18 protein-coding genes are annotated in these 24416 nt (G+C 31.9%); 5 read left to right on the forward strand and 13 right to left on the reverse strand.

Features of this window, described 5'->3' with window-relative positions; all coding sequences use genetic code 11:
- The first annotated feature begins 34 nt into the window (after window positions 1–34).
- Complete coding sequence (locus tag CD116_RS03435) at window positions 35–1351, forward strand: CoA-disulfide reductase (RefSeq protein WP_047551184.1); 1317 nt, start codon at window positions 35–37, stop codon at window positions 1349–1351.
- Between the two features lie 171 nt (window positions 1352–1522).
- Here the strand turns inward: CD116_RS03435 and CD116_RS03440 are convergent, their stop codons facing one another.
- From CD116_RS03440 to CD116_RS03475, 8 genes are all read right to left on the reverse strand, one after another.
- Window positions 1523–1912, reverse strand: a complete 390-nt coding sequence (locus tag CD116_RS03440) for a YisL family protein (RefSeq protein ID WP_047532351.1) — start codon at window positions 1910–1912, stop codon at window positions 1523–1525.
- Between the two features lie 304 nt (window positions 1913–2216).
- On the reverse strand, window positions 2217–3119 hold the full coding sequence (locus CD116_RS03445) for a fumarylacetoacetate hydrolase family protein (RefSeq protein WP_047424645.1): 903 nt from the start codon (window positions 3117–3119) through the stop codon (window positions 2217–2219).
- A gap of 164 nt (window positions 3120–3283) precedes the next feature.
- The gene (gene addA, locus CD116_RS03450) at window positions 3284–6937 is read right to left on the reverse strand and encodes a helicase-exonuclease AddAB subunit AddA (RefSeq protein ID WP_047551181.1); all 3654 of its coding nucleotides are present in this window, start codon (window positions 6935–6937) and stop codon (window positions 3284–3286) included.
- Entirely contained in the window at window positions 6938–10411 is a 3474-nt protein-coding gene (gene addB, locus CD116_RS03455; protein WP_047551178.1) for a helicase-exonuclease AddAB subunit AddB, read from the reverse strand.
- A gap of 164 nt (window positions 10412–10575) precedes the next feature.
- On the reverse strand, window positions 10576–11151 hold the full coding sequence (gene lepB / locus CD116_RS03460) for a signal peptidase I (RefSeq protein WP_047551175.1): 576 nt from the start codon (window positions 11149–11151) through the stop codon (window positions 10576–10578).
- 15 nt (window positions 11152–11166) lie between these two features.
- The gene (lepB, locus tag CD116_RS03465) at window positions 11167–11691 is read right to left on the reverse strand and encodes a signal peptidase I (protein ID WP_047531914.1); all 525 of its coding nucleotides are present in this window, start codon (window positions 11689–11691) and stop codon (window positions 11167–11169) included.
- A 4-nt stretch (window positions 11692–11695) separates the two neighbouring features.
- Window positions 11696–12271 carry a TVP38/TMEM64 family protein gene (locus CD116_RS03470; RefSeq protein ID WP_047551172.1) on the reverse strand — a complete coding sequence of 192 codons (576 nt, stop codon included), beginning with the start codon at window positions 12269–12271 and terminating at the stop codon, window positions 11696–11698.
- A gap of 325 nt (window positions 12272–12596) precedes the next feature.
- Complete coding sequence (locus tag CD116_RS03475) at window positions 12597–13928, reverse strand: glucose-6-phosphate isomerase (RefSeq protein ID WP_047551170.1); 1332 nt, start codon at window positions 13926–13928, stop codon at window positions 12597–12599.
- Window positions 13929–14278: 350 nt separating this feature from the next.
- On the opposite strand from CD116_RS03475, the gene CD116_RS03480 reads away from it, so the two are divergent.
- The 3 genes from CD116_RS03480 (at window position 14279) to CD116_RS03490 (ending at window position 18024) form a co-directional block, all read left to right on the forward strand.
- Window positions 14279–15484, forward strand: coding sequence for an argininosuccinate synthase (locus CD116_RS03480; protein ID WP_047424631.1), 1206 nt, complete (start codon window positions 14279–14281; stop codon window positions 15482–15484).
- The gene (gene argH / locus CD116_RS03485; protein WP_047531908.1) at window positions 15474–16853 is read left to right on the forward strand and encodes an argininosuccinate lyase; all 1380 of its coding nucleotides are present in this window, start codon (window positions 15474–15476) and stop codon (window positions 16851–16853) included. The genes CD116_RS03480 and argH overlap by 11 nt, the downstream gene beginning before the upstream one ends.
- Window positions 16854–17094: 241 nt before the next feature.
- Window positions 17095–18024, forward strand: coding sequence for a glycerophosphodiester phosphodiesterase (locus CD116_RS03490; protein WP_047425362.1), 930 nt, complete (start codon window positions 17095–17097; stop codon window positions 18022–18024).
- Between the two features lie 140 nt (window positions 18025–18164).
- Here the strand turns inward: CD116_RS03490 and CD116_RS03495 are convergent, their stop codons facing one another.
- The 5 genes from CD116_RS03495 to CD116_RS03515 form a co-directional block, all read right to left on the reverse strand.
- The gene (locus tag CD116_RS03495) at window positions 18165–19409 is read right to left on the reverse strand and encodes a Glu/Leu/Phe/Val family dehydrogenase (RefSeq protein WP_047531906.1); all 1245 of its coding nucleotides are present in this window, start codon (window positions 19407–19409) and stop codon (window positions 18165–18167) included.
- Between the two features lie 108 nt (window positions 19410–19517).
- On the reverse strand, window positions 19518–20708 hold the full coding sequence (locus CD116_RS03500; RefSeq protein WP_029549771.1) for an ornithine--oxo-acid transaminase: 1191 nt from the start codon (window positions 20706–20708) through the stop codon (window positions 19518–19520).
- Between the two features lie 307 nt (window positions 20709–21015).
- Window positions 21016–22143 (reverse strand): NADH-dependent flavin oxidoreductase, encoded by a 1128-nt coding sequence (locus CD116_RS03505; protein WP_047531902.1) that lies wholly within the window; start codon window positions 22141–22143, stop codon window positions 21016–21018.
- Between the two features lie 344 nt (window positions 22144–22487).
- The gene (ygs, locus tag CD116_RS03510) at window positions 22488–22865 is read right to left on the reverse strand and encodes a S1 domain-containing post-transcriptional regulator Ygs (protein ID WP_001067295.1); all 378 of its coding nucleotides are present in this window, start codon (window positions 22863–22865) and stop codon (window positions 22488–22490) included.
- Between the two features lie 387 nt (window positions 22866–23252).
- Window positions 23253–23846: a peptidylprolyl isomerase gene (locus CD116_RS03515; RefSeq protein WP_047447691.1), complete on the reverse strand. Its 594-nt coding sequence runs from the start codon at window positions 23844–23846 to the stop codon at window positions 23253–23255.
- Window positions 23847–23909: 63 nt separating this feature from the next.
- Here CD116_RS03515 and CD116_RS03520 point away from each other — a divergent pair, with 63 nt between their 5' ends.
- Window positions 23910–24293, forward strand: coding sequence for a kinase-associated lipoprotein B (locus tag CD116_RS03520; protein WP_047447693.1), 384 nt, complete (start codon window positions 23910–23912; stop codon window positions 24291–24293).
- Window positions 24294–24416 lie beyond the last annotated feature (123 nt).

Raw genomic sequence — 24416 nt, forward strand, 5'->3', positions numbered from 1 at the left:
TATAATATTTTTAAAAAATAGGAGGTTATTAACAATGCCGAAAATCGTTGTTGTCGGAGCAGTAGCTGGTGGTGCAACATGTGCCAGTCAAATTCGACGTTTAGATAAAGAAAGTGACATTATTATATTTGAAAAAGATAGAGATATGAGTTTTGCAAATTGTGCTTTACCATATGTAATAGGTGAAGTTGTAGAAGATAGACGTTTAGCATTAGCTTACACTCCTGAAAAATTTTATAATCGTAAGCGAATTACAGTTAAAACATATCATGAAGTCATTGCAATCAATGATGAAAAGCAAACTGTATCTGTGTTAAATAGAAAGACCAACGAACAATTTGAAGAATCTTACGATAAACTCATTTTAAGCCCTGGTGCAAGTGCAAATAGCCTTGGCTTTGAAAGTGATATTACATTTACACTTAGAAATTTAGAAGACACTGATGCTATCGATCAATTCATCAAAGCAAATCAAGTTGTTAAAGTATTGGTTGTAGGTGCAGGGTATGTTTCATTAGAAGTTCTTGAAAATCTTTATGAACGTGGTTTACACCCTACTTTAATTCATCGCTCTGATAAGATAAATAAATTAATGGATGCCGACATGAATCAACCTATACTTGATGAATTAGATAAGCGGGAGATTCCATACCGTTTAAATGAGGAAATTGATGCTATCAATGGAAATGAAATTACATTTAAATCAGGAAAAGTTGAACATTACGATATGATTATTGAAGGTGTCGGTACTCACCCCAATTCAAAATTTATCGAAAGTTCAAATATCAAACTTGATCGAAAAGGTTTCATACCGGTAAACGATAAATTTGAAACAAATGTTCCAAACATTTATGCAATAGGCGATATTGCAACATCACATTATCGACATGTCGATCTACCGGCTAGTGTTCCTTTAGCTTGGGGCGCTCACCGTGCAGCAAGTATTGTTGCCGAACAAATTGCTGGAAATGACACTATTGAATTCAAAGGCTTCTTAGGCAACAATATTGTGAAGTTCTTTGATTATACATTTGCGAGTGTCGGCGTTAAACCAAACGAACTAAAGCAATTTGACTATAAAATGGTGGAAGTCACTCAAGGTGCACACGCGAATTATTACCCAGGAAATTCCCCTTTACACTTAAGAGTATATTATGACACTTCAAACCGTCAGATTTTAAGAGCAGCTGCAGTAGGAAAAGAAGGTGCAGATAAACGTATTGATGTACTATCGATGGCAATGATGAACCAGCTAACTGTAGATGAGTTAACTGAGTTTGAAGTGGCTTATGCACCACCATATAGCCACCCTAAAGATTTAATCAATATGATTGGTTACAAAGCTAAATAAATGAATCATGCGATTCAATCTAATCTTAATTGTCTAGGTTAGAATTATGTTGGACTGGTACTACTATCCAGTCCATTTTTTATGTTTAAACATTTTTAGAATCAAAAAAGACATAAGGTCTTGGACTAATATTTGTCCATGCCTTATGTCATATTCTATATATCTTATCAATTAGCCAATGCCGAATAATTTTGATAGTGGCCCTAACGGTAGAATGACACCTAATACCATTGTAATGATAATTAATGCCATTGTTATCCAAAACATTGTGTGACTTTGTTCATGTCTCTTTCTTTTAGCAATCGATACTTCCATCAATCCAACTACTGCAACGCCACATAGCATTTTCAATGTAAGCAACATATGATTTGCCCCGCCATTCATAAATGACTGAATTAATACCCAAAATCCTGAGATTAATGTTAAAAGCATAAATAAGCGTAAAACCATGTGTAGCGGTTTGAAAAATGGTGATCCACCTTGTTTTTTCGAAATATTTAAATATGTAGCGATAAATAAAATAATCGCTAATACCCAACTTAGTATATGTAAATGCAACATATTGATTCCCCCCACTTTAATAATTTTAGTTATTAAATTATAACTTTGTGTGATAAATACCCACTTACCTGTAATTCAATCATGATTTGATTATACATGAATATATATTCTACCACATTTATATAAATGATAGAAATGACATGACATTTTATTGCTAATTAGGAAAATCTATATTTTGTAAAATTAGCGAAATTCATTTATAACTTCTTTTTAATTCTCATACCTCATCTTTTTTAATAATCGAAATGTAATACAAAAAACTAACCAATCCAAATTAGGACTGATTAGCTTTGTTCAAATATATTTATTTAGCAATATATGTTGTTAATGTTCCAATATTATCAATAGTAACTTTAACTTCGTCACCTGGTTGTAAAAATTTAGGTGGTTGCATACCAGCACCAACGCCACCTGGAGTACCAGTTGCAATTATATCTCCTGGGTGTAATGCAACATATTTTGAAATTTCTTCAATTAATTCATCAATTTTAAGGATCATTTCACTTGTATTACCATCTTGACGAATTTCATTATTCACTTTTGTAACGATATTTACATTTTCAGGTAATGGTAATTCATCTTTAGTCACAATATATGGACCCATTGGACAACCACCAGTCAAACTTTTTGATAAAAATGCTTGATCCTGTTCATTTTGTGCCTTACGGTCAGTAATATCATTGATAATTGTATAACCATATACATAGTCTAAAGCAAGTGCTTTTGGAATCTTTTCACCAGACTTACCAATTACGATACCTAATTCGCCTTCATAATCTAATTGATCTGTAATATCTTTATGATTTGGAATTGTCGCATTATCACCAGTTAAAGATGATGCCGCTTTTGTAAATACATATAATCGTTCTACTTCATGGTTTAATTCATTTGCATGATTTTTATAATTTCTACCAAAAGCAATCACATTATTTGGCGGTGTAACTGGCGGTAAAAATTCTATGTCGTTAAATGAAATTTTATAATCTTCAGCTCTGCCGCTATCTTCTGCTGCTACAACTGCTTTTCGTACTTGTTCTTGAAAATCTAAAGTATGATTTTGTTGTAAACCAGCTAACAATGTTTTAGGATGAAAATCTCCTTCTGCAAAGTCAGCAAATACTAATGTTAAATCCCAAACAGCATCTTCACGTTTTACTTTAACGCCATATGAAGTCCTGTCATTATACTTGAATGATAAGAATTTCATTCATTCTCAACTCCTCATCTTTATCTTAATTCACATTATAACTTTTTTCGTTATCAAATAACAAATAAATAAGTAAGACAATTTTGAAAATGAACTGAGATGGTTTTAGCTATAGGATTTTATACATTATCCAAAAAAATTTTTATTATTTTTAAAATTAAAAACTATAGCTGTAATGTTCCAAATTTGAAGAAATATAAATACCCTTTAACTTCTGTTTTTAAAATCGTTTGCAATGTGTTTTGGTAATATTTCATTTGAATTTTATATTTATTTTTCAGTTGTGCACCAATTTCTTCATCTGTCATACCGAGGCGACGATTAAATGCATCTGTTTTATAGTCTACAAAGTAGTGCACACCATTTTTAACAAATATTAAGTCAATCATACCTTGAATAATAGATGCATCTTCATCTGACTGTGGCAATTGATCTACTAATGCTTGATTAACAACAAATGGCAACTCTCTATATACTTGATCAGCCTGAGCAATAGATAAATATAAGTCACTATTAATAAACGACATAATTTCATCCACACGTATATCCTTTTTCGCATCTTGTTCAATAATATGCTTTTCGATTAAACCATCAATATAATCATTTAACTCCTCTTCTGATAAACGTTCCATTTTAAACGGTAAATGTTGCATAACAGTGTGCATTAAAGTTCCTATTTCATTTGCTTTTCTTTTACCTTGTTCACTTAAAAATTTAGGACGTTCATATGTAGAAAAGCCTATGCGATATTGTCTTACTCGTTCATAACTTGTTCCACTTTCTTCTGTTTCCAATTGTCGCTTTAATTCAGATACAGATTGCTTTGAAGGCTTTAAAGTATCTTGTTCATAGGGATATTGATATGACAGCTGATATTTAATTTTAGCTTGGGTGTCTTCATTTCCTTTTGTCATTCCTTTTAATTGAGCTACAGAATGATATTCATCATTTTCTAAAACCGCTTCAGTAGATATGTCTTCAAAATATTCGATAGTAATTTTTACATTTGGGCGACTACTATCTTCAACCTGCATAATATCTTTTTCAAATTTTAAATCATCAGGAAGTGAAGTAGATTGATGTTTCGCTAAAATACCATATATCAGTTGAAACGGATTTGGAGATGTTAGTCGCTCATTGACAGCAATGTGCTTACCAGAAATAGACAATTGCTCTAATTCTTGTAACGATTTATCATTTTTCACTCTACCGATTAAATAAAGTTGCTCTTTAGCACGTGTTAATGCTACATAAATTAAACGCATTTCTTCTGATACAAGTTCTTTTTCGGCAACAGCTTTATATGCAACTGATGCTAAAGATGGAAATGCCATTTCTTTTTCAACATCAAAATAATCCATGCCAAGACCATATTGTTGATTTAAAATCACTGGTTGTTTCAAATCACGTTTATTGAAATCTTTGGAAAGTCCAGAATAAATAACAAATGGAAATTCTAGACCTTTACTACTATGAATCGTCATCATTCGCACAACATTATCATTTGGTCCTACAACATTTTCTTCACCAAAATCTTTACCTCTATCGATAAGTTCATCAATAAATCGAATAAATTGATATAAACCTCTAAAACTAGAATTTTCAAATTCAATCGCTTTATTAAATAGTCCATATAGATTCGCACGACGTCCACGACCACCAATTAACCCACTAAAATATTGAATAACATAATGATCGTTATAAAATAAATCGATTAACTGATATACAGGATGGTCTTGACTATATTGCTGATAACGCTGAATGTCTTTTAAAAATAATTTTAATTTTTCAACTAAAGATTTATCAGCTTCTTCATCTTTAATATAATTCACAATCGATTGATAAAAATAATCATCATTTGGACTTAATATTCTAATTTGTGCTAATTCATCTTCTTTGAACTGATAAATAACGGAACGCATTAAACCCACTAAATAAATATCTTGCAGTGGATTATCTATCGCTCTTAAAAATGACAATACTAAGCGGACTTCTGTTTGTTCAAAGTACCCTTCACGACTATTTACATGAAACGGAATATCTTCATTTTTAAAGGCTTGCTGTAAATTACGAGCTTGTCCAAAACTACGTTCTAAAATGACAATATCTTTATAAGTCGCACTTCGATAACTTTGAGATTTCATATCATAAACCTTTTGATGCTCTAAAATATCTTTAACTTGTTCTACAATAAAGTGCGCTTCTTTTTCACTGCCAGTTAAGTCACTATGTTCTTGATTCGCTTCAACTAATACTTTTAAGTTAACTGGATGGTTCGTTTCATCAAATGGTGCACCATAATACAATTGCGCCGCTGAATCATAATTCACTTCGCCTACTTGTTCATCCATCATGTGCTTAAACAAATAGTTTGTTGTCGCTAATACTTCTTTTCGCGAGCGGAAATTTTGCGATAAATCAATTCGGCGTCCACTATTTTCGCCGTCTATGGTAAATCGTTGATATTTTTCAATAAATAGACTTGGATCTGCTTGTCTAAATTTATAAATGGATTGCTTAACATCACCCACCATAAATAAATTACCGTTATGTTCATCTCCAGTTTTGATACAAGATAATATTTTCTCCTGAACTCTGTTAGTATCTTGGTATTCATCAACTAAGATTTCATGAAAATGTTGACGGTATGATTCTGCAATTTCTGATGGCGTACCATCTTCATTTATTAAAATTTGTAGTGCAAAATGTTCATAATCGGAAAAGTCTAAAATATTTTTACTACGTTTTTTACGGTTGAATTCTGACATCACATCTTTTACAATACGTGCAAGATATTTTACACGTGGCGCTAATTGTTGCATGTCTTCTTTTAAATCATCAGCTTCTCTTGAAAAGTAATCATTTTTAACTTTATCAATTAATGATTTATATTTTTTATAATGAAGTTTAGCATCTTCTAAAGCATCAATCATCATGTCATTTGCTTCTTTAATTTTCGCTGTTACATTAGGTAAACGCGCACCGAAGTCATGCCCTGTTAAATAAGATATATCAATAAATCCACCTTCAAGAACATGCGCCATTAAACGTCTTTCATCTTCTATAATTGCTAAGTGCTTTTCAACCCCATCCATCATGCTAAATAAGTCATATGATTTATTTAGAGCATCATTTGCCGCTGTTAAGAATACTTTCGATAAATCTGTTAATAGTTCAATGAGTTGTGTTTGTCGCTCTTCATTTTGATAAGGCTGTACTAATTGATCTAACCATTGGGAAGGATTTGGATTAGCTACACTAAAGAAATAAAGTTGCTTGATAATTGTCCGAAATTGATCATCACTTCTATCTGAGGATAATTGTTCTGTTAATTCTATAAATGCAGGATCAAGGACATCATAGTGTTGTTCAATCACTTCATCAATTGTTTGCTCCAATAGTAAAATATTTTCTGCTTCGCTACTAGTTCTAAAATTCGGATCAATATTTAACACATCATAATGTTGTTGAATTAATTTTAAACAAAAACTATGTAACGTAGATATTTGCGCTTGATGAATTTTAATGCGTTGATTTTTCAAATGAGCGTTTATAGGATCAGCAATTGAAGCTTCTTGAATACGTTTATCAACACGAAGTTTCATTTCACGTGCACTCAAATTTGTAAAAGTTACAACTAAGAGTCGATCAACATCTACACTATCACGTAAAATCTTTTGAATAATCCGCTCGACTAGTACAGCAGTTTTACCCGACCCAGCCGCTGCAGCAACTAGTATATCTTGCCCTGAAGCATATATACTTTGCCACTGTGTATCTGTCCAAATCACGCCTTGTGGTTTCTCTGGAATTGTCATTTATTGCTCACCCCCAAATTCATCAATGTTTATATTTTGAATCGCCTCTATTGGATTGATTGTTTCATCAACTGAACGGTATCGTTTGCTATCTATCATGCCATCAACATGACATACCGATTGATAACTACAAAATGCACATGGCAATTTTTGTTTATATTTTAATGGTGCAACTTCTGTATGCCCATCCATAATATTTGAAGCAGTTTCTATAAAATTCTCTTTATTATGTTGGATAAATTTATAGATTGTTTCTTCATCTGCAACTTGACTACCTCGTTTACTTAACGAACCATCTTTATTAAAGCCAACAGGTACTATATCTGAAGTGAATTTAGGTTCTAAACGGATGTCCAATGCATCAATAACTGCTTGATCTGCATTCACTAAACCACTGAGCTTAAATTTTTTAATTAAGTCTTGTTCTAATTTATCTTCATCAATATCTGCCCATGATTTAAATTTAATTCTAGGTTCATGAACATGGAAATATAATAATCCCCCTGGTTTCACGATATCTGTTAATCCAAGACGCTGTTTATTTTGTAAAACGATATCCATATATGTCATCATTTGCATTTGCATTCCATAATATACTTTCGTTAAGTCGAGTGTCGCACTTCCTTCAGATGATTTATAGTCAATAATATTAACAAAACTTGTGTCATCTTTTGTATACGTATCGATGCGGTCAATTTGTCCTCTAATATTGATTGGAATACCTTGTGATGTCGTTAATGTTTGTGCTATTAATTCATCGTTTGCTCTTGGTTTCCTTCTAAAACTCGTTTCAAAATATTTGGGCATAAATTTAGAATATGTGCCTTGATATTTTAAAGCACTGAGCGTCGTTTCTACTATTGCGCCAATGCGTCTTGATAAATAACGATAATATGCTGAAGAATTTAACAAATTAAACTGAACTTTAGGTAAAATTTCTTCCAAAGCTTCATTCGTTAATTGTCTAATTTTTTTAAGGTCTAACTGTTTAAAATCACCATTAATACGTTCAGAAATATATTTTAAAACAGAGTGGAAAATGTCACCTAAATCAAAGTTTTGAAGTTCATATTTTGTTCGTTCATTTAATTTCAAACCATGTGAAGCATAATGTTTAAATGGACATTGTTGATAACCTTCAAAACGGGAAACACTGGCATTGATTTCTTTACCATATAAATCTTTTGAAAGTGTTTCACCTAATTGTACAGTTTCATTATCAAAAGTTAATGCTGACATTAAATAATTTAGTCCTTGATTTAAATCATCACTATCGCGAATCACTTGGTATGCATCTAACCAACTATCAGCGACAATTTCATCATCTAACCATGATCGTAACGCTTCAAATAATGCAATTTTCGTTTGCTTAACATGTTGCATTAACGATAGCGGTGCTACTTCGTGATAACGAGGAATGTTAGTAATTTCAAGTTGATTGAATAACGCTTGAATTTGCGTTAAAAACGGACTAATCTCTTTATCATCACCACTTGATCCCATTAAACTATATGAAAATGTTACATCTTGTCTCGCTCTTGTCATAGCAATATAGCAAACAAATGCTTCATCCATCTGTAAAATATCTGATGTAGGGCTCAACTCTACATTTGCTTGTTGTTCAAAATATTTCTTTTCTTCATCAGTAATTAAACTTGATGCAGTTACTGGTTGTGGCATGGTACCATCGTTCATACCTACTAAGTAAACATGTTGCTTATTGTCGACTTTAGCCAAATCCATCGTACCAATACTTACTTGATCTAATGTTTGCGGAATCATGACAAATTCTAATTGTTCTAAACCAATATCAAATACTTCTAAGAAACGATCCATCGACATTGGTTCATCGCCAAATACTAGAACTAAGTCGTCAAGAATTTGAATCAATCCATTCCAAATTTGATCAATTTCTTCTGCTTTTTCATGGTTACCATTTAAGTCAAGTTCATCTCGCTCTGTCATCAGTTGATTTGGCAACTCAAAATATTCCATACTTTCATAAAATGCAGTTGCAAAGCTTCTTACTGTATCTGCTTGCGACATCTGCTTTTCAAAATGCAAAATTTTATCGATTACATCTTGTTTTAATTTAATAACTTGTTCAAATGTGTTACGTTCGTCCTCTGTCAATTTATGGGCTTTTCGTCCCATTTTACTAAAATGTTCAACATTAAATAAACTATCATCTAACCAACGCTTACCATATATCCCTCTTTCCAATACAAAGTTTTCAAGCAAATCTACTAAGTAAGCACTATTTTTAATTTGAGAAGTTAATATATCCGTTTTAAGCAAGCGCAACATTGGATTAACATGCCAATTTGATTGAATAACTTCAATAAGAGAACGAATCATTTCCATGACTGGATGGTGTGTCATCGAACGCTTCGTATCAATGTTAAATGGAATATCATATAGCGGTAATATTGACTCAAATAAATATGCATATGATTCATCGCGATATAAAATTGCAATATCTTGAAACCTTAAGTGCTTATCTCTAATATCGATAATAATACGTCTCGCAATTTCATTAATTTCTTCTCTCATTGTGGCAGATTCTAAAATATCAATATGACCTTGGCATGCCTCTTGATTAATTTGTAGTGCATCAAATTGCAGTTCAAGATGTTTTAAATCTTGATTAGTAAATCGATATTGTCGATTAAAATGTTGACGTTCTAACGGTATATTTAATTCATTTGCAATTTCCTCAATATGACGTAATACTTCTGAAGGCTTTCTAAACATACTAAATTGGTCTTGGTTACCGTCTGTTGTCAATATAATGGTTACACTTTTCGCATGCTCTATTAACCCTTTAATAATTAAATATTCAATCGTTGAAAAGTTATGAAAGCCATCAATATAAATGTCTGCTTTTTTAAGCCATTCCGACTTTGACATACAATCAATAAATTTTTGCAAAGCATCTTCGCCAGTAATAAATTCATTTTGAATGCGTTGTTCGAAATCTCGATATATTAAAGCAATATCTTCTAATTTATGTTTTGTTCTAGTCTGTACATGATTGTCAGTTATAAACTGATCTAAATGATCAGGCGTAACAGCATATTTTTTAAAGTCTTGTATTTGTTCGGCTAACTTTTCACTAAACCCATAATATTTCGCTTGTGATTTGTACAACTTTAAATGCTGTTGCTGTTCTTGAACGATATTATAAATCATCATTTCCATTGCAGCTTTAGACAGTTTTTGTTCACTATAACTACCAACCTCTTGGAAAATACGGTGACTTAAGCGCTCAAAATGCAGTACTTCCGTTCTTAAACTACCATTTAATTCTGAATCGTTAACAAAGGCTTGTTCTAATTGAAATGTACTTTGTGTTGGTGCAATTAAAATGATCGGATCGCCTAGTGGATCTTGTTTCATTTTTTGTTTTATTTCAGTTAACATTTTCGTAGACTTACCTGTTCCTGCTCTTCCTAAATAAGCATGTAATGTCATGACAAACCCTCACTTCCTTTGACACATATTTTAACATAAAGTATTTGTGTTTGATTTATTAATTGTATTCGTTACGTGGAGGATTTCTTTTCACTATTCTCCTCGAAATGAAAACATCGTTTATCAGATTTGAAACCGATAAACGATGTTTTCATTACTAAGTATTAATTTTTAGTGTTCTCAGGATTAAAATTATATTTAAATTCGCTGAAAGGCCAGAATCTAAATGAAACTTTACCAACGATTTGATCTTCATCAATAAGACCAAATGCGCGACTATCTTTACTTACTTCTCTATTATCTCCTAAAACTAAATACTTCCCTTTTGGAATAACATTTGTTTTCGGATTTGCATTCGGTAAATTTTTTACTTGGAAAGTTCCAGTTATATAATCACCTTGTTTATGTTTTATATTGTAGTTTAAGTATGGTTCATCTTGTTTCTTACCATTGACATATAAAGTATCATTTTTATATTCAACTTTATCACCAGGAACACCGATGACACGTTTTACATAATCATCATTTTTGTTTGCATGGAAGACAACTACATTACCTTTTTCCAAACCACCTGTTTTATATCCGATAATGTTTACAGCAACACGTTCGCCATCTTTCAGTGTTGGATCCATTGATTCACCTTTAATCGTATATGGAGTAACAATAAATTTACCAACTATAAATAAAATAACCAAGGCTACTGCAATAGAAATAATCCATTCAAATATTTCTTTTTTCAATTTTGACACCTCTTTTTAAAATTTGAACTGAACAGTCCATTTTGAAAAAGGATAATATCGTAAACTAACATTACCAATAATATCCTTTTTATCGATTAAACCAAATTGTCTTGAATCGTGCTTATTATTATTCTGATCATTTAGCACAACAAAATTGTTTGGCGGAATAATATCACCATCTAATTCTTTAAAATTGCGCAAACTAAAGTCTTTTATTTTTCTGTTTTTGGCATAAGATGCATCTACTGGTCGATCATCACGGTATAGTTGACCGTTACGAAATGCCATTGATTGACCAGGTTTGGCAATAATTCTACTTGTATATATCGTGTTACCACGCCTATATGTAATGATATCACCATTATTTAATTGATTAAATGTGACTTTAATTTTATTTACGATAACACGGTCCCCTTTGTCAAGCGTTGGTGACATTTCACTATTTGGAATGACATGACCAACTATTACAAAAGTTTGTATGAACAGTACAATGATAATAGCAAGTATAACTGAAATCAAACATTTAACAACTTTTTTCACCTTGTCACTCCTTTTTCGAACCCATAAAATGCTGTTCTAGCTTTTTTCCGACAATCCAAAATACAACTAAAGCACACAACATAAATATACCTCGTAATGGATGGGTGAATATTGTAGTAATTTCTTTTCCTAAATACCCTAAAATAATAGTTGAAATTAATTTAGATGATGCTAAAACAATGAAATAATATTTAGGCCTAATATGAGATAGACTCGCTACAAAATTAATTAATGTATTTGGCGTAAAAGGAAAACAAAGTAAAATAAATAATGGTATTAATCCTTGCCGATCAATAAAACTAATTAATCGTTGAACAGCAGTCTTTTGTTTAATACGCTGCATCTTTTCAGTATTTACTAATCGTTTACATATTAAATAGACAGTGAATGTACCAGCAATTAAGCCTAGCCAACTAATCAATATGCCTAAAATAGGTCCATAAGCATGAATATTAATTAAAATATAAAGTGCTAGTGGAAATACTGGGACAATAGCTCTAATATATAGCAAAATAAATCCTGGTATATAGCCAAACTGTCGAAATATCTCAAACCATTCTTCTATTTGATGAAATGACAAATCATCAATCCCTTTCTTTGGCTAAAGATAATTATTCTTTCATTATAAAGATATTTGCAAAGTAAAGAAACATTAACATGTAATCGTGTTAATAAATCAGTCTCTAGTAGTATAACAATATTGTTGTATGACAGATGTTATTTTTTCTTTAATTTTCTCTTAACATCTTGTCACATTAGCTAGTAACCTAGTTCTTGCATATAAACAAAAACGAGGTTGTCATTACATTTTTACATTTGTAATGACAACCTCGGAAATATGCTTTAAATAGTTAACGTCTAGTCCTATCTTTTCAAACATCACTAATCATTTGAAGTAATGTATTTTATAAACGTTCTTCTAATTCTTTTTTCAAGTCTTCAAATCCAGGTTTACCTAATAATGCGAACATATTTTGTTTATATGCTTCTACACCTGGTTGGTTAAATGGATTCACACCTAGTTGGTATCCACTCATTGCACATGCTAATTCGAAGAAGTATACAACATAGCCGAAAGTTTCTTCATCCAATTGTGGAATATTTACTACCATATTAGGAACGCCACCATCAGTATGTGCTAATAATGTACCTTCAAATGCTTTAGTATTTACTTCATCTATTGTCTTACCAGCTAAATAGTTTAATCCATCTAAATCATCACTATCATTTTCAATTGTAATATCATATTTAGGATGATTTACTTTAACAACTGTTTCGAATAAGAAGCGACGGCCTTCTTGTACATATTGACCTAATGAATGTAAGTCAGTTGTGTAGTTGGCACTTGAAGGGTAGATACCTTTGAAGTCTTTACCTTCTGATTCACCAAACAATTGTTTCCACCATTCATTGAAGTATTGCATAGATGGTTCATAGTTAATCAACATTTCTGTTGTATAACCTTTTGCATATAAAATGTTTCGAATTGTTGCATATTGATATGCAATGTTCTCTTCTAATTTATCTGACGATAATTCTTCACGTGCTTTTGCTGCACCAATCATCATAGCTTCGATATTAATTCCAGCTGCAGCAATTGGTAATAAACCTACTGCTGTTAAAACAGAATATCTTCCACCTACATCATCAGGTACGATAAATGTTTCATAACCTTCATTTGTAGCTAACTGTTTTAAAGCACCTTTTTCTTTATCAGTTGTTGCAAAAATACGTTTCTTAGCTTCTTCTTTTCCGTATTTTTCTTCAACTAATTGTTTAAACAATCTAAATGCAACTGCTGGTTCAGTTGTTGTGCCAGATTTAGAAATAATGTTAACAGAGAAATCTTTGTCTGCTAAGTAATCAACTAACTCTTTTGTGTATGTTGATGATAAGTGATTACCAACAAAAACAATTTCTGGATATTCATTGCTGTTTCTAAATGATGACGTTAACATTTCAATTGCAGCACGTGCACCTAAATAAGAACCACCAATACCGATGACTACTAAAACATCAGAATTTTCTTTTATGCGTTTTGAAGCTTCAACAATTCGTGAAAATTCTTCTTTGTCGTAATCAACTGGTAAATCAACCCAGCCTAAGAAGTCGCTTCCAGCACCTGTACCTTCATGAATTGTTTTGTGAATTGATTTTACAATTTCTTGTTGTTGTTTTAATTCGTGTTCACCGAAAAATTCTAACGTTTTACTAAAATCTAATTGAATATGAGTCATCTATAAAAGCCTCCTGTTTCATTTAATACCTTAATTTTACTAAGTTTACGTTTGCGATTCAATTCACAAGTTTGAATTGAAGAAAGAAATTTGATATTTATGTGACTTTCCACACATATTTTCGAGTCATTCTTAAATACCACTCATTTTTACTTAAACATTTTTTATACAAATTACATATATTACCAAAACCTTTTAAACACTGTTATATAGACACATTAAATGATAACGACAAATAAACGAATCTAATTTTATGAATAAATATGTAAAATAATGGTTTTATTTTCATAAAAAGTTTGCTATCATGTGTTCATACGAAATATTCAGATAACTACAATGAGGTGAATTTTATGAAAGAGAAAATTGTTTTAGCATATTCAGGAGGACTAGATACAAGTGTTGCCGTTCAATGGCTTATCGATAAAGGATACGACGTTGTAGCATGTTGTCTAGATGTTGGTGAAGGTAAAGATTTAGATATCGTTTATAAAAAAGCATTAGATATGGGTGCTATCGAATGTCACATCATTGATGCGACTAAAGAATTTAGTGATGAGTATGTAAGTTATGCAATCAAAGGAAATTTAATGTATGAAAATGCATATCCATTAGTTTCAGCATTATCTAGACCACTAATTGCCAAAAAATTAGTAGAAATTGCTGAAAAAACAAATTCTATCGGTATTGCACATGGATGTACTGGTAAAGGGAATGACCAAGTACGTTTTGAAGTTGCTATCAAAGCTTTAAACCCTTCATTAAAAGCATTCGCACCTGTACGTGAGTGGGCTTGGAGTCGTGAAGAAGAAATTGATTATGCAATTAAGCACAACATTCCAGTATCAATCAACCATGATTCACCTTATTCTATTGATCAAAATTTATGGGGTAGAGCCAATGAATGTGGTATTTTAGAAGATCCTTATGCTGCACCACCTGAAGATGCTTTCGATTTAACAAATGCATTAGAAAATACACCAGATACTGCTGATGAAATCATTATAACGTTTGAAAAAGGTATTCCAGTTCAAATTGATGACAAATCATATCAGTTAGATGATTTGATTTTAACGTTAAATGCATTAGCTGGTAAGCATGGTATCGGTAGAATTGATCATGTTGAAAATAGACTTGTTGGTATTAAATCAAGAGAGATTTATGAAACACCTGCTGCCGAAGTCATTTTAAAAGCGCATAAAGCATTAGAAACTATTACTTTGACAAAAGATGTTGCACACTTTAAACCGGTCATTGAGAAGCAATTTGCCGAACAACTATACAACGGTCTTTGGTTCTCACCTTTAACTGATAGCTTAAAATTATTTATTGATAGTACTCAGCAACACGTGACTGGTGATGTCAGAATTAAATTATTTAAAGGGAATGCCATCGTGAATGGTAGAAAATCACCTTACACATTATATGATGAAAAATTAGCTACTTATACAAAAGAAGATGCATTTAATCAAGACGCTGCTGTTGGCTTTATCGATATCTATGGTTTACCTACTCAAGTAAATGCGATGCTACATGGAGGCTATAGTAATGAGCAATAAAGCTTGGGGTGGCAGATTTGAGGCACAACCAGAAGAATGGGTAGATGACTTCAATGCTTCCATTACCTTTGACCAAACGCTTATTGAGCAAGACATTGAAGGCAGTATAGCACATGCAACGATGCTTGCGAATCAAGGCATTATAAGCCAACAAGACAGCGAACAAATAATAAAAGGATTAAAGTCTATTCAAAATGATTATCATCAAGACCAAATTCAATTTAATGCATCATTGGAAGATATTCATTTAAATATTGAACATGAATTAATTAAACGTATCGGTGATACTGGTGGTAAATTGCATACTGGACGTAGTAGAAACGATCAAGTCGCTACAGACATGCATTTATATACTAAGAAACAAGTTCAAGAAATCATTATATTAATTAAGTCATTACAAAATGTAATTGTAGAAATTGCTTCTAATAATATCGATACAATTATGCCAGGATACACTCATTTACAACGTGCACAACCCATTTCATTCGCACATCATATCATGACTTATTTTTGGATGTTACAACGAGATCAACAACGATTTGACGATAGTTTAAAAAGGATAGATATCAATCCATTAGGTGCGGCAGCTTTAAGTGGTACCACATACCCTATCAATCGACATGAGACAACAGAATTATTAAATTTTGGTAGTCTATACGAAAACAGTTTAGATGCAGTCAGTGATAGAGATTATATTATTGAAACATTGCATAATATTTCTTTAACAATGGTTCACTTATCACGTTTTGCAGAAGAAATTATTTTCTGGTCTACAGATGAGGCAAAATTTATTACATTATCAGATGCTTTTTCAACTGGTTCATCTATCATGCCTCAGAAGAAAAATCCTGATATGGCCGAATTAATTAGAGGTAAAGTCGGACGAACAACTGGTCATTTAATGAGCATGCTTATGACTTTAAAAGGCTTACCTTTAGCATATAATAAAGATATGCAAGAAGATAAAGAAGGATTATTCGATGCAGTTCATACAATTAAAGGTTCTTTACGCATCTTTGAGGGTATGATTGAAACGATGACGATTAATAAAGATCGACTAAATCAAACTGTTAAAGAAGATTTTTCAAACGCAACTGAACTTGCAGATTATTTAGTGACTAAAAACATTCCATTTAGAACTGCGCATGAAATTGTTGGAAAAATCGTTTTAGAATGTATACAGCAAGGTCATTATTTATTAGATGTGCCATTAGCAACATATCAACAACATCATTCAAGTATTGAAGTAGATATTTATGATTATTTACAACCTGAAAATTGTTTAAAACGTCGTCAAAGCTACGGTTCAACTGGTCAAGATGCTGTAAAACAGCAAATTGAGGTTGCGAAACAATTATTAAAAGATTAATTACGGTTTTAAATATATTTACTCACTTTGTCATTTCAAATGGCAAGTGGGTATTTTTCTGCATTGATATATAAATTGTGGATTATTTTTTAAAATACCTAAAATATTTGATAATTCTTTTAAATTTATATTACAGTCATGTTATAAATTGTAAAATAAATGTGTAAAGCGTTTTCATAAAGAAAGTTTTATAGTATTTTTAAATTGTCTTACTAAAAATAGAGATGAAAGGACAATGACTATGACAAACTCTTCGAAAAGCTTCACTAAATTTATGGCTGCTTCTGCTGTTTTTACTATGGGATTTTTATCAGTACCTACTGCCGGTGCAGAACAAATGAATCATATCGCAAACAAGCCACAGGCAATAAAATGGCATACAAACCTAACGAATGAACGTTTCACAACAATAGCACATCGTGGAGCTAGTGGTTATGCACCTGAACATACCTTCCAATCATATGATAAGAGTCATAATGAATTAAAAGCTTCTTATATTGAAATTGACTTACAACGTACAAAGGATGGTCACTTAGTTGCCATGCATGATGAAACTGTTAATCGAACGACTAACGGTCATGGTAGAGTTGAGGATTATACACTTGACGAATTAAAACAATTAGATGCTGGTAGCTGGTTCAATAAAAAATATCCAAAATATGCAAAGGCAAGTTATAAAAATGCCAAAGTGCCAACCTTAGATGAAATTTTAGAACGTTATGGTCCAAATGCAAATTATTATATTGAAACAAAATCACCTGAAGTTTATCCAGGTATGGAAGAACAATTATTGGAATCATTGAAAAAACATCACCTTTTAAATAACAATAAATTAAAAAAAGGACATGTCATGATTCAATCATTTTCTGATGCAAGTTTGAAGAAAATTCACAAACAAAATAAGCACGTACCACTTGTAAAATTAGTTGATAAAGGCGAACTGCAACAATTTAACGAACAACGTTTGAAAGAGATACATTCTTATGCTATTGGTATAGGTCCTGACTTTACTGATTTAAACGAACAAAATACACATCATTTAAAAGATTTAGGATTTTTAGTACATCCATATACTGTAAATGAAAAAGCTGATATGCAACGTTTAAATGGATATGGTGTTGATGGCGTGTTTACAAATTTTGCCGACAAATATAATGAAGTTATTAAATAGCACTATTTATATTCAACTAGATATTTAGAATATAAGTCTAGACAAGTTTTTAGGTATTATTACTGAAAAAAGCAGTAAGTTTATTTTCCTAAAGAAAATAACTTACTGCTTTTTTAGAATTCATATTTCAAAGTAAGTATTTATGCCCAGCCACGATATCTTGCCGCTTCTGCTGTACGCTTAATACCTATAATATATGCTGCCAGCCTCATATCAATTTTTCTATTTTGAGATAACTCGTAAATTGTGTCGAATGCAGCCTCTAGTTTTTCACGTAATTTTTCGTTAACTTCTTCTTCTGACCAGTAATAACCTTGGTTATTTTGTACCCATTCGAAGTAAGAAACTGTCACACCACCAGCACTCGCCAATACATCAGGAACTAGTAAAATGCCACGTTCCGTTAAAATACGTGTCGCTTCTGGTGTTGTAGGACCATTAGCTGCCTCAACAACGATAGTCGCTTTGATATCATGCGCATTATCTTCAGTAATTTGGTTTGAAATAGCTGCTGGTACTAAAATGTCACAATCTAATTCAAACAATTCTTTATTTGATATTGTTTCTTCAAACAGATTTGTTACTGTACCAAAACTATCACGACGATCTAATAAATAATCTATGTCTAAACCGTTTGGATCGTGTAATGCACCATATGCATCAGAGATACCTACAATTTTTGCACCTAAATCATATAAGAATTTAGCTAAGAAACTTCCGGCATTACCGAAACCTTGAATAACAACCTTTGCACCTTCAATTTGCATATTACGACGCTTTGCAGCTTGTTCAATCGCAATAACTACACCCAGTGCTGTAGATCTATCACGTCCATGAGAACCACCCAATACAATTGGTTTACCTGTGATGAAACCTGGAGAATTAAATTTATCTAGTGCACTATATTCGTCCATCATCCAAGCCATAATTTGTGAGTTTGTAAATACATCTGGCGCTGGAATATCTTTATTCGGACCAACGAATTGTGAAATTGCTCTAACATATCCGCGTGATAAACGTTCAACTTCATGAATGCTCATTTGACGTGGATCACAAACAATTCCACCTTTACCACCACCATATGGTAAGTTTACAATGCCACATTTCAAAGTCATCCACATTGATAATGCTTTTACTTCTTCTTCATCTACGTCCGGGTGGAAACGTACACCACCTTTTGTTGGTCCGACAGCATCATTATGTTGTGCACGGTAACCAGTGAATGTTTTAACTGTGCCATCATCCATACGAACTGGAATACGTACTTGCAACATTCTTAATGGTTCTTTAATCAAATCATACATACCTTCGTCAAATCCCAATTTATGCAATGCTTCTTTAATAATTCCTTGAGTAGAAGTTACTAAATTATTGTTCTCAGTCATGATCCTTTTCGCCTCTTCTTTACCTAATGATTTCGCTTTCAAACATATTGTAACATAACGTATTTCTTTTTAAAGCCCTTACAAACTGATTGTTACAACTTTTTGACATTATTGAAATACATGTCTAATTTTTTCAAGTGCAAGGTCCAATTCTTCTTTGGTAATAATTAATGGTGGTGCAAAACGAATAACCGTATCATGTGTTTCTTTACATAATAAACCTTCTTCTTTTAAAGCTTCACAATATGGTCTAGCACTTTCATTCAGTTCAACACCAATGAATAATCCACGTCCACGAACTTCTTTAATAGATGGATGATCAATTTGTTTTAATTGTTCTTTAAAATATTCTCCTAATTCTAAAGAGCGTCCTGGTAAATCTTCATCAACAATAACATCCAATGCAGCAATAGATGCAGCACAAGCAAGTGGGTTACCACCAAATGTAGACCCATGTGAACCTGGAGTAAATACATCTAATACTTCTTTATCAGCTAATACAACTGATATTGGGAATACTCCACCACCTAGTGCTTTACCTAAAATGTATACATCTGGTTTCACATTATCCCAATCCGTAGCAAACAATTTTCCTGAACGTCCTAATCCTGCTTGAATTTCATCAGCAATAAATAATACATTATGTTCATCACATAATTCTCTTATTGCTTTTAAATAACCTTCTGGTGGAATATTAATACCTGCCTCACCTTGAATCGGCTCAACTAAAATCGCTGCAGTATTTTCATTTATTGCTGCCTTCAATGCATCTACATCACCAAAATCTACTTTTCTAAATCCATCTAACAACGGACCATATCCACGTTGATATTCTGCTTCAGATGATAACGATACTGGTGCCATCGTACGACCATGGAAATTACCATTAAACGCAATAATTTCTGCTTTATTTGGTTCAATACCCTTCACATCATATGCCCAGCGACGTGCTGCTTTTAAAGCTGTTTCTACTGCTTCAGCCCCTGTATTCATAGGTAATGCTTTATCTTTACCTGCTAATTTACAAATTTTTTCGTACCATTCACCTAAATTATCACTGTGAAAAGCACGTGAAACTAAAGTAACTTTATCAGCTTGATCTTTTAATGCTTGAATAATTTTCGGATGTCTATGACCTTGGTTAACAGCAGAATATGCAGATAACATATCCATATATTTATTGCCTTCAGGATCTTTAACCCATACCCCTTCAGCTTCTGAAATGACAATTGGCAATGGTAAATAATTATGTGCCCCGTAATGATTTGTTAACTCAATAATTTTTTCAGATTTAGTCATCATATCTCCCCTTTTCATCATTTATAACTATTATACATGAAACATTATCCAAATAATTACATTAGTTTTCAAAGCAGATACTTTTTCACCATAAAAGATGAATCAATAACTAAATTTCATTAAATTTGTCTTTTTTGAAAACCCTTACATTAATAATGACATAATTACTTAAGCTATTACAAGCAAAAGAATTGATAATTTTACACTTAGTCAAAAGTATAATTTCTTATGTTAATTTTAATTAATAAAAATTAAAAACCACTAACATATTGCATGCACAATTGTATTAGTGGTAAGTTTGAAAAGCTTATTTACCTTTATGTGGTAATGGGTAAAACCCTTGATTAAATTGATTCCATAAGTTAGGCGTCAAATGATGTTTATCTTCTCTTTCTGGATCAAAATAATTTATAATTTCATCTTCGCGTCCATCTTTAATTTTCTCAATAAATTGATAATCTAAAAGTAATTCACGACCAATTGCTACTAATTCTACACCAACATCTTCAACTGCATCTAAAGCTTCATCAGCAGTGAAAATAGACCCAATGCCAATAAGAGGCATACGCCCATTTATCCATTTATGAATTAGTGGTAACCTTTCTTGGCCAGCATATTTTCCTTCACGTGTTGTCGCATGAGTATCCATCATCGATACATGAATATAGTCAATAGGCATTTGGCTAATTGTTGTAACTAACTCTTCAGTAATTTCCATTGTAATACCTGGGGATTCCGCTTCTTCTGGAGACAACCTATATCCAACAATAAAGTCTTTATTACCATATTGTTCCTTCGCTTTAAGTACTTCTTCAATAACTGCGACCGGAAATTTATATTGGTTCGCCCAGACATCGTTTCTTCTATTGTAATATGGGGATACAAATTGATGAATTAAGTAGTGATTTGCACCATGAATTTCAACGCCATCAAATCCAGCTTCAATTGCTCGTCGTGTTGCCTCGCCAAAATCTTTTATCGTTTGTTCAATTTCTTGAGCTGTCATTTCTCTTGCACTATGCTCATGTTTTTGCCCAAAACTTTTTAAAGAAATCGGACTTGGCGCAATCACATCTCCAGCTGGTGTTAATTCTGGTAATGCTTGTGCGCCACCATGATGAATTTGAACTAATGCTTTAGCTCCGTTTTTCTTCATGACTTTTGCTAATTGTTTTAATCCACCAATATCACTGTCATGTGCAATTGATGGCTGCCCTGGAAATGCCTTTCCTACATCACTAACATTACTTGCTGCATTTATAGATAGACCAACGTCTTGTGAACGTTTTTCAATATAAGGAAGTTCTACATCTGAAATTGTACCGTCATCATTTGAAGAAATGTGTGTTAAAGGGGCTAACACAAAACGATTTCTTAACACTACGCCATTTGGTAATTCTACTTTGTCAAACAATGATTCATATTTACTTTTCATTACTTAATTCCTCCTTAAAAATATTGAATTGACTATAACATGATTTTTTATCGTTCACCAATTATCTGTTTATAAATTGAAACATAAAATTATTATTCTTTTAATTATCATGCTCATTTTTAAAATCTGTTAAAACATTAAAATTACACTCATTTTTAGGCAACAATTTTGGTACTCACTTGTTAGTATATAAAATCACATTTTATCAATATAATTATTTTTAGTATATGCAACAAAAAAGACTAGTACCTATTTAAAAACAATAGATACTAATCTTATTCATTAGTCATAGAAACTTTCATTTCAGACCCTTTGTATGATTGCGGTACGATTTATCTGTTCATTTAGTCGTTTCGAATTGATCGCTTTGACTGTTTAATCCAGATTGGTAAGCGTTCTTTAAGTGTTTGAAACCCATATTTTTCTGTTTCTCTGATTTCATCTAATACTGATTGTTTTTCCTTCTTACGCTCATAATTTTTGAAGTAATCATTATCTTTTAATGATAGATTGAGCTTTCCTTCATCATCTATAGACAAAATTTTAGCTTTAACAATTTGGCCTTCTGATAGAAATTTCTTCAAATTATGAACGTAGTCATCCATAATTTCTGATATATGAATCAGTCCTTCAGTATGATTAGGGGTCTCAACAAACGCACCATAAGGTTGAATACCAGTTACACGCACCTTGATATGTTGGCCAATTTTGTAGTTATTCAACTTAATAACCCCTTATTTCGTTTACTTAACACTATTATCATAGCATAAATAGAAATGGTGGACTAATTAAAACATCAAATCATTCGAATATTATTTTATAAATGAATTAGATATCAGCTTTCTTGTAATTAAAAATCAAATAAAAATAAATTTAAAGGGCGTATTCAACGGTTGTACTTTTAAAAATAAAACTATAACTTAAAATAAAAAGTAACCTCTATATCTCATCATCCAAGCAGATTTATATTAGACGTCTATGCTTGGTTAGATAAATTTTCGAGGTTACTTTATATGTTAGCTTATAAATTTTGATTGATTATTATTAATTCGGTTGTAATATTTTAATATAAACAGAAAACACAAATACTTTATTGTTGAATCATCGTATTATTCTTCAACATCGATTGATTCAATTACAACATCATGAAGTGGTTTGTCTTGTGGTCCCACTTTTGTATTTGCAATATCTTCAAGTGTCGTTTCTCCATCTATTAATTGCCCAAACACTGTATGTTTTTGATCCAACCATGGTGTACCACCATTTTCACCATATGCATCAACAATTGGTTGTGGCCATCCGCCATCAGCAAGCTGACTTAACATATTTTGTGGTACTTCTTTCATTTGTACTATGAAAAACTGTGAACCATTTGTATTTGGACCTGAATTCGCCATTGATAATGCACCGTATAAATTAAATGCATTTAATGAAAATTCATCTTCAAATGAACCACCATAGATACTTTCACCACCCATACCTGTAGCAGTTGGGTCGCCCCCTTGAATCATAAAGTCATTAATGACACGATGGAAAGTTATACCATCATAATAACCATTTTTAGCATGCGTCACAAAATTTTCAACTGTTTTTGGTGCAATATTTGGAAAGAGTTTAAAAGTCATGTCACCTTTATTTGTGTGCATTACAACTTTGATTTCACCTTGTTGTACTTCTTTGTTTAACTGTGGATAGTTAGTCATTTATATTCTCCATTCATGTTATGATACATATATATTAACATACTTTTAAGGGAGGAAAATAGCATGAAGCTGTATCGATTTTCACACAAAACAGGCAGTTATGGTGTCACAATAATTGAAGAAAACGGAGACGATGTTCTTGTTAAAGTTGAACAAGTTATTAAACATCCAAAACAAGGTGATTTACATAATCCTACTGAAACTGAAGGTGTATTCTTCCATGAACGTAAAGCATTAAGTCATTTTGAAAAACGCTTTACTAAACGATCACAATTAAGAGATTTTAATGTTGAAAAATTACGTTACGAAGATTCACTTCAACAAGCAATTACAAATTTAGAATCTAAATTAAAAGCGCAACAAACAAAACATGCTGAAATGTCATTAGCAAGTTTAGCACGTCTAAAAGAAGATTATTCCCTTCAATATAAAGAAAATTTTAAATAAAAATTGACGCGTTTCTTCTTATTTAAATACTTCTGAAAATAAAGCGTAACAAGGAGAGCGGACGTTTTTCAGATGTATATCAATCATGTATAATGAATAACATAAATATTTTTTAAAGGAGGA

This window comes from Staphylococcus schweitzeri, assembly GCF_002902405.1.
Lineage (GTDB): Bacteria > Bacillota > Bacilli > Staphylococcales > Staphylococcaceae > Staphylococcus > Staphylococcus schweitzeri.

What these genes read in the sequence shown, in the direction of transcription:
- CD116_RS03500 (WP_029549771.1), bottom strand. Translation starts at nt 20,708, where the DNA reads ATGACTAAATCTGAAAAAATTATTGAGTTAACAAATCATTACGGGGCA.
- addB (WP_047551178.1), bottom strand. Translation starts at nt 10,411, where the DNA reads ATGACATTACATGCTTATTTAGGAAGAGCAGGAACAGGTAAGTCTACG.
- addA (WP_047551181.1), bottom strand. Translation starts at nt 6,937, where the DNA reads ATGACAATTCCAGAGAAACCACAAGGCGTGATTTGGACAGATACACAG.
- CD116_RS03520 (WP_047447693.1), top strand. Translation starts at nt 23,910, where the DNA reads ATGAAGCTGTATCGATTTTCACACAAAACAGGCAGTTATGGTGTCACA.
- CD116_RS03505 (WP_047531902.1), bottom strand. Translation starts at nt 22,143, where the DNA reads ATGAAAAGTAAATATGAATCATTGTTTGACAAAGTAGAATTACCAAAT.
- argH (WP_047531908.1), top strand. Translation starts at nt 15,474, where the DNA reads ATGAGCAATAAAGCTTGGGGTGGCAGATTTGAGGCACAACCAGAAGAA.
- CD116_RS03495 (WP_047531906.1), bottom strand. Translation starts at nt 19,409, where the DNA reads ATGACTGAGAACAATAATTTAGTAACTTCTACTCAAGGAATTATTAAA.
- CD116_RS03475 (WP_047551170.1), bottom strand. Translation starts at nt 13,928, where the DNA reads ATGACTCATATTCAATTAGATTTTAGTAAAACGTTAGAATTTTTCGGT.
- CD116_RS03515 (WP_047447691.1), bottom strand. Translation starts at nt 23,846, where the DNA reads ATGACTAACTATCCACAGTTAAACAAAGAAGTACAACAAGGTGAAATC.
- CD116_RS03480 (WP_047424631.1), top strand. Translation starts at nt 14,279, where the DNA reads ATGAAAGAGAAAATTGTTTTAGCATATTCAGGAGGACTAGATACAAGT.
- CD116_RS03435 (WP_047551184.1), top strand. Translation starts at nt 35, where the DNA reads ATGCCGAAAATCGTTGTTGTCGGAGCAGTAGCTGGTGGTGCAACATGT.
- CD116_RS03445 (WP_047424645.1), bottom strand. Translation starts at nt 3,119, where the DNA reads ATGAAATTCTTATCATTCAAGTATAATGACAGGACTTCATATGGCGTT.
- CD116_RS03440 (WP_047532351.1), bottom strand. Translation starts at nt 1,912, where the DNA reads ATGTTGCATTTACATATACTAAGTTGGGTATTAGCGATTATTTTATTT.
- CD116_RS03490 (WP_047425362.1), top strand. Translation starts at nt 17,095, where the DNA reads ATGACAAACTCTTCGAAAAGCTTCACTAAATTTATGGCTGCTTCTGCT.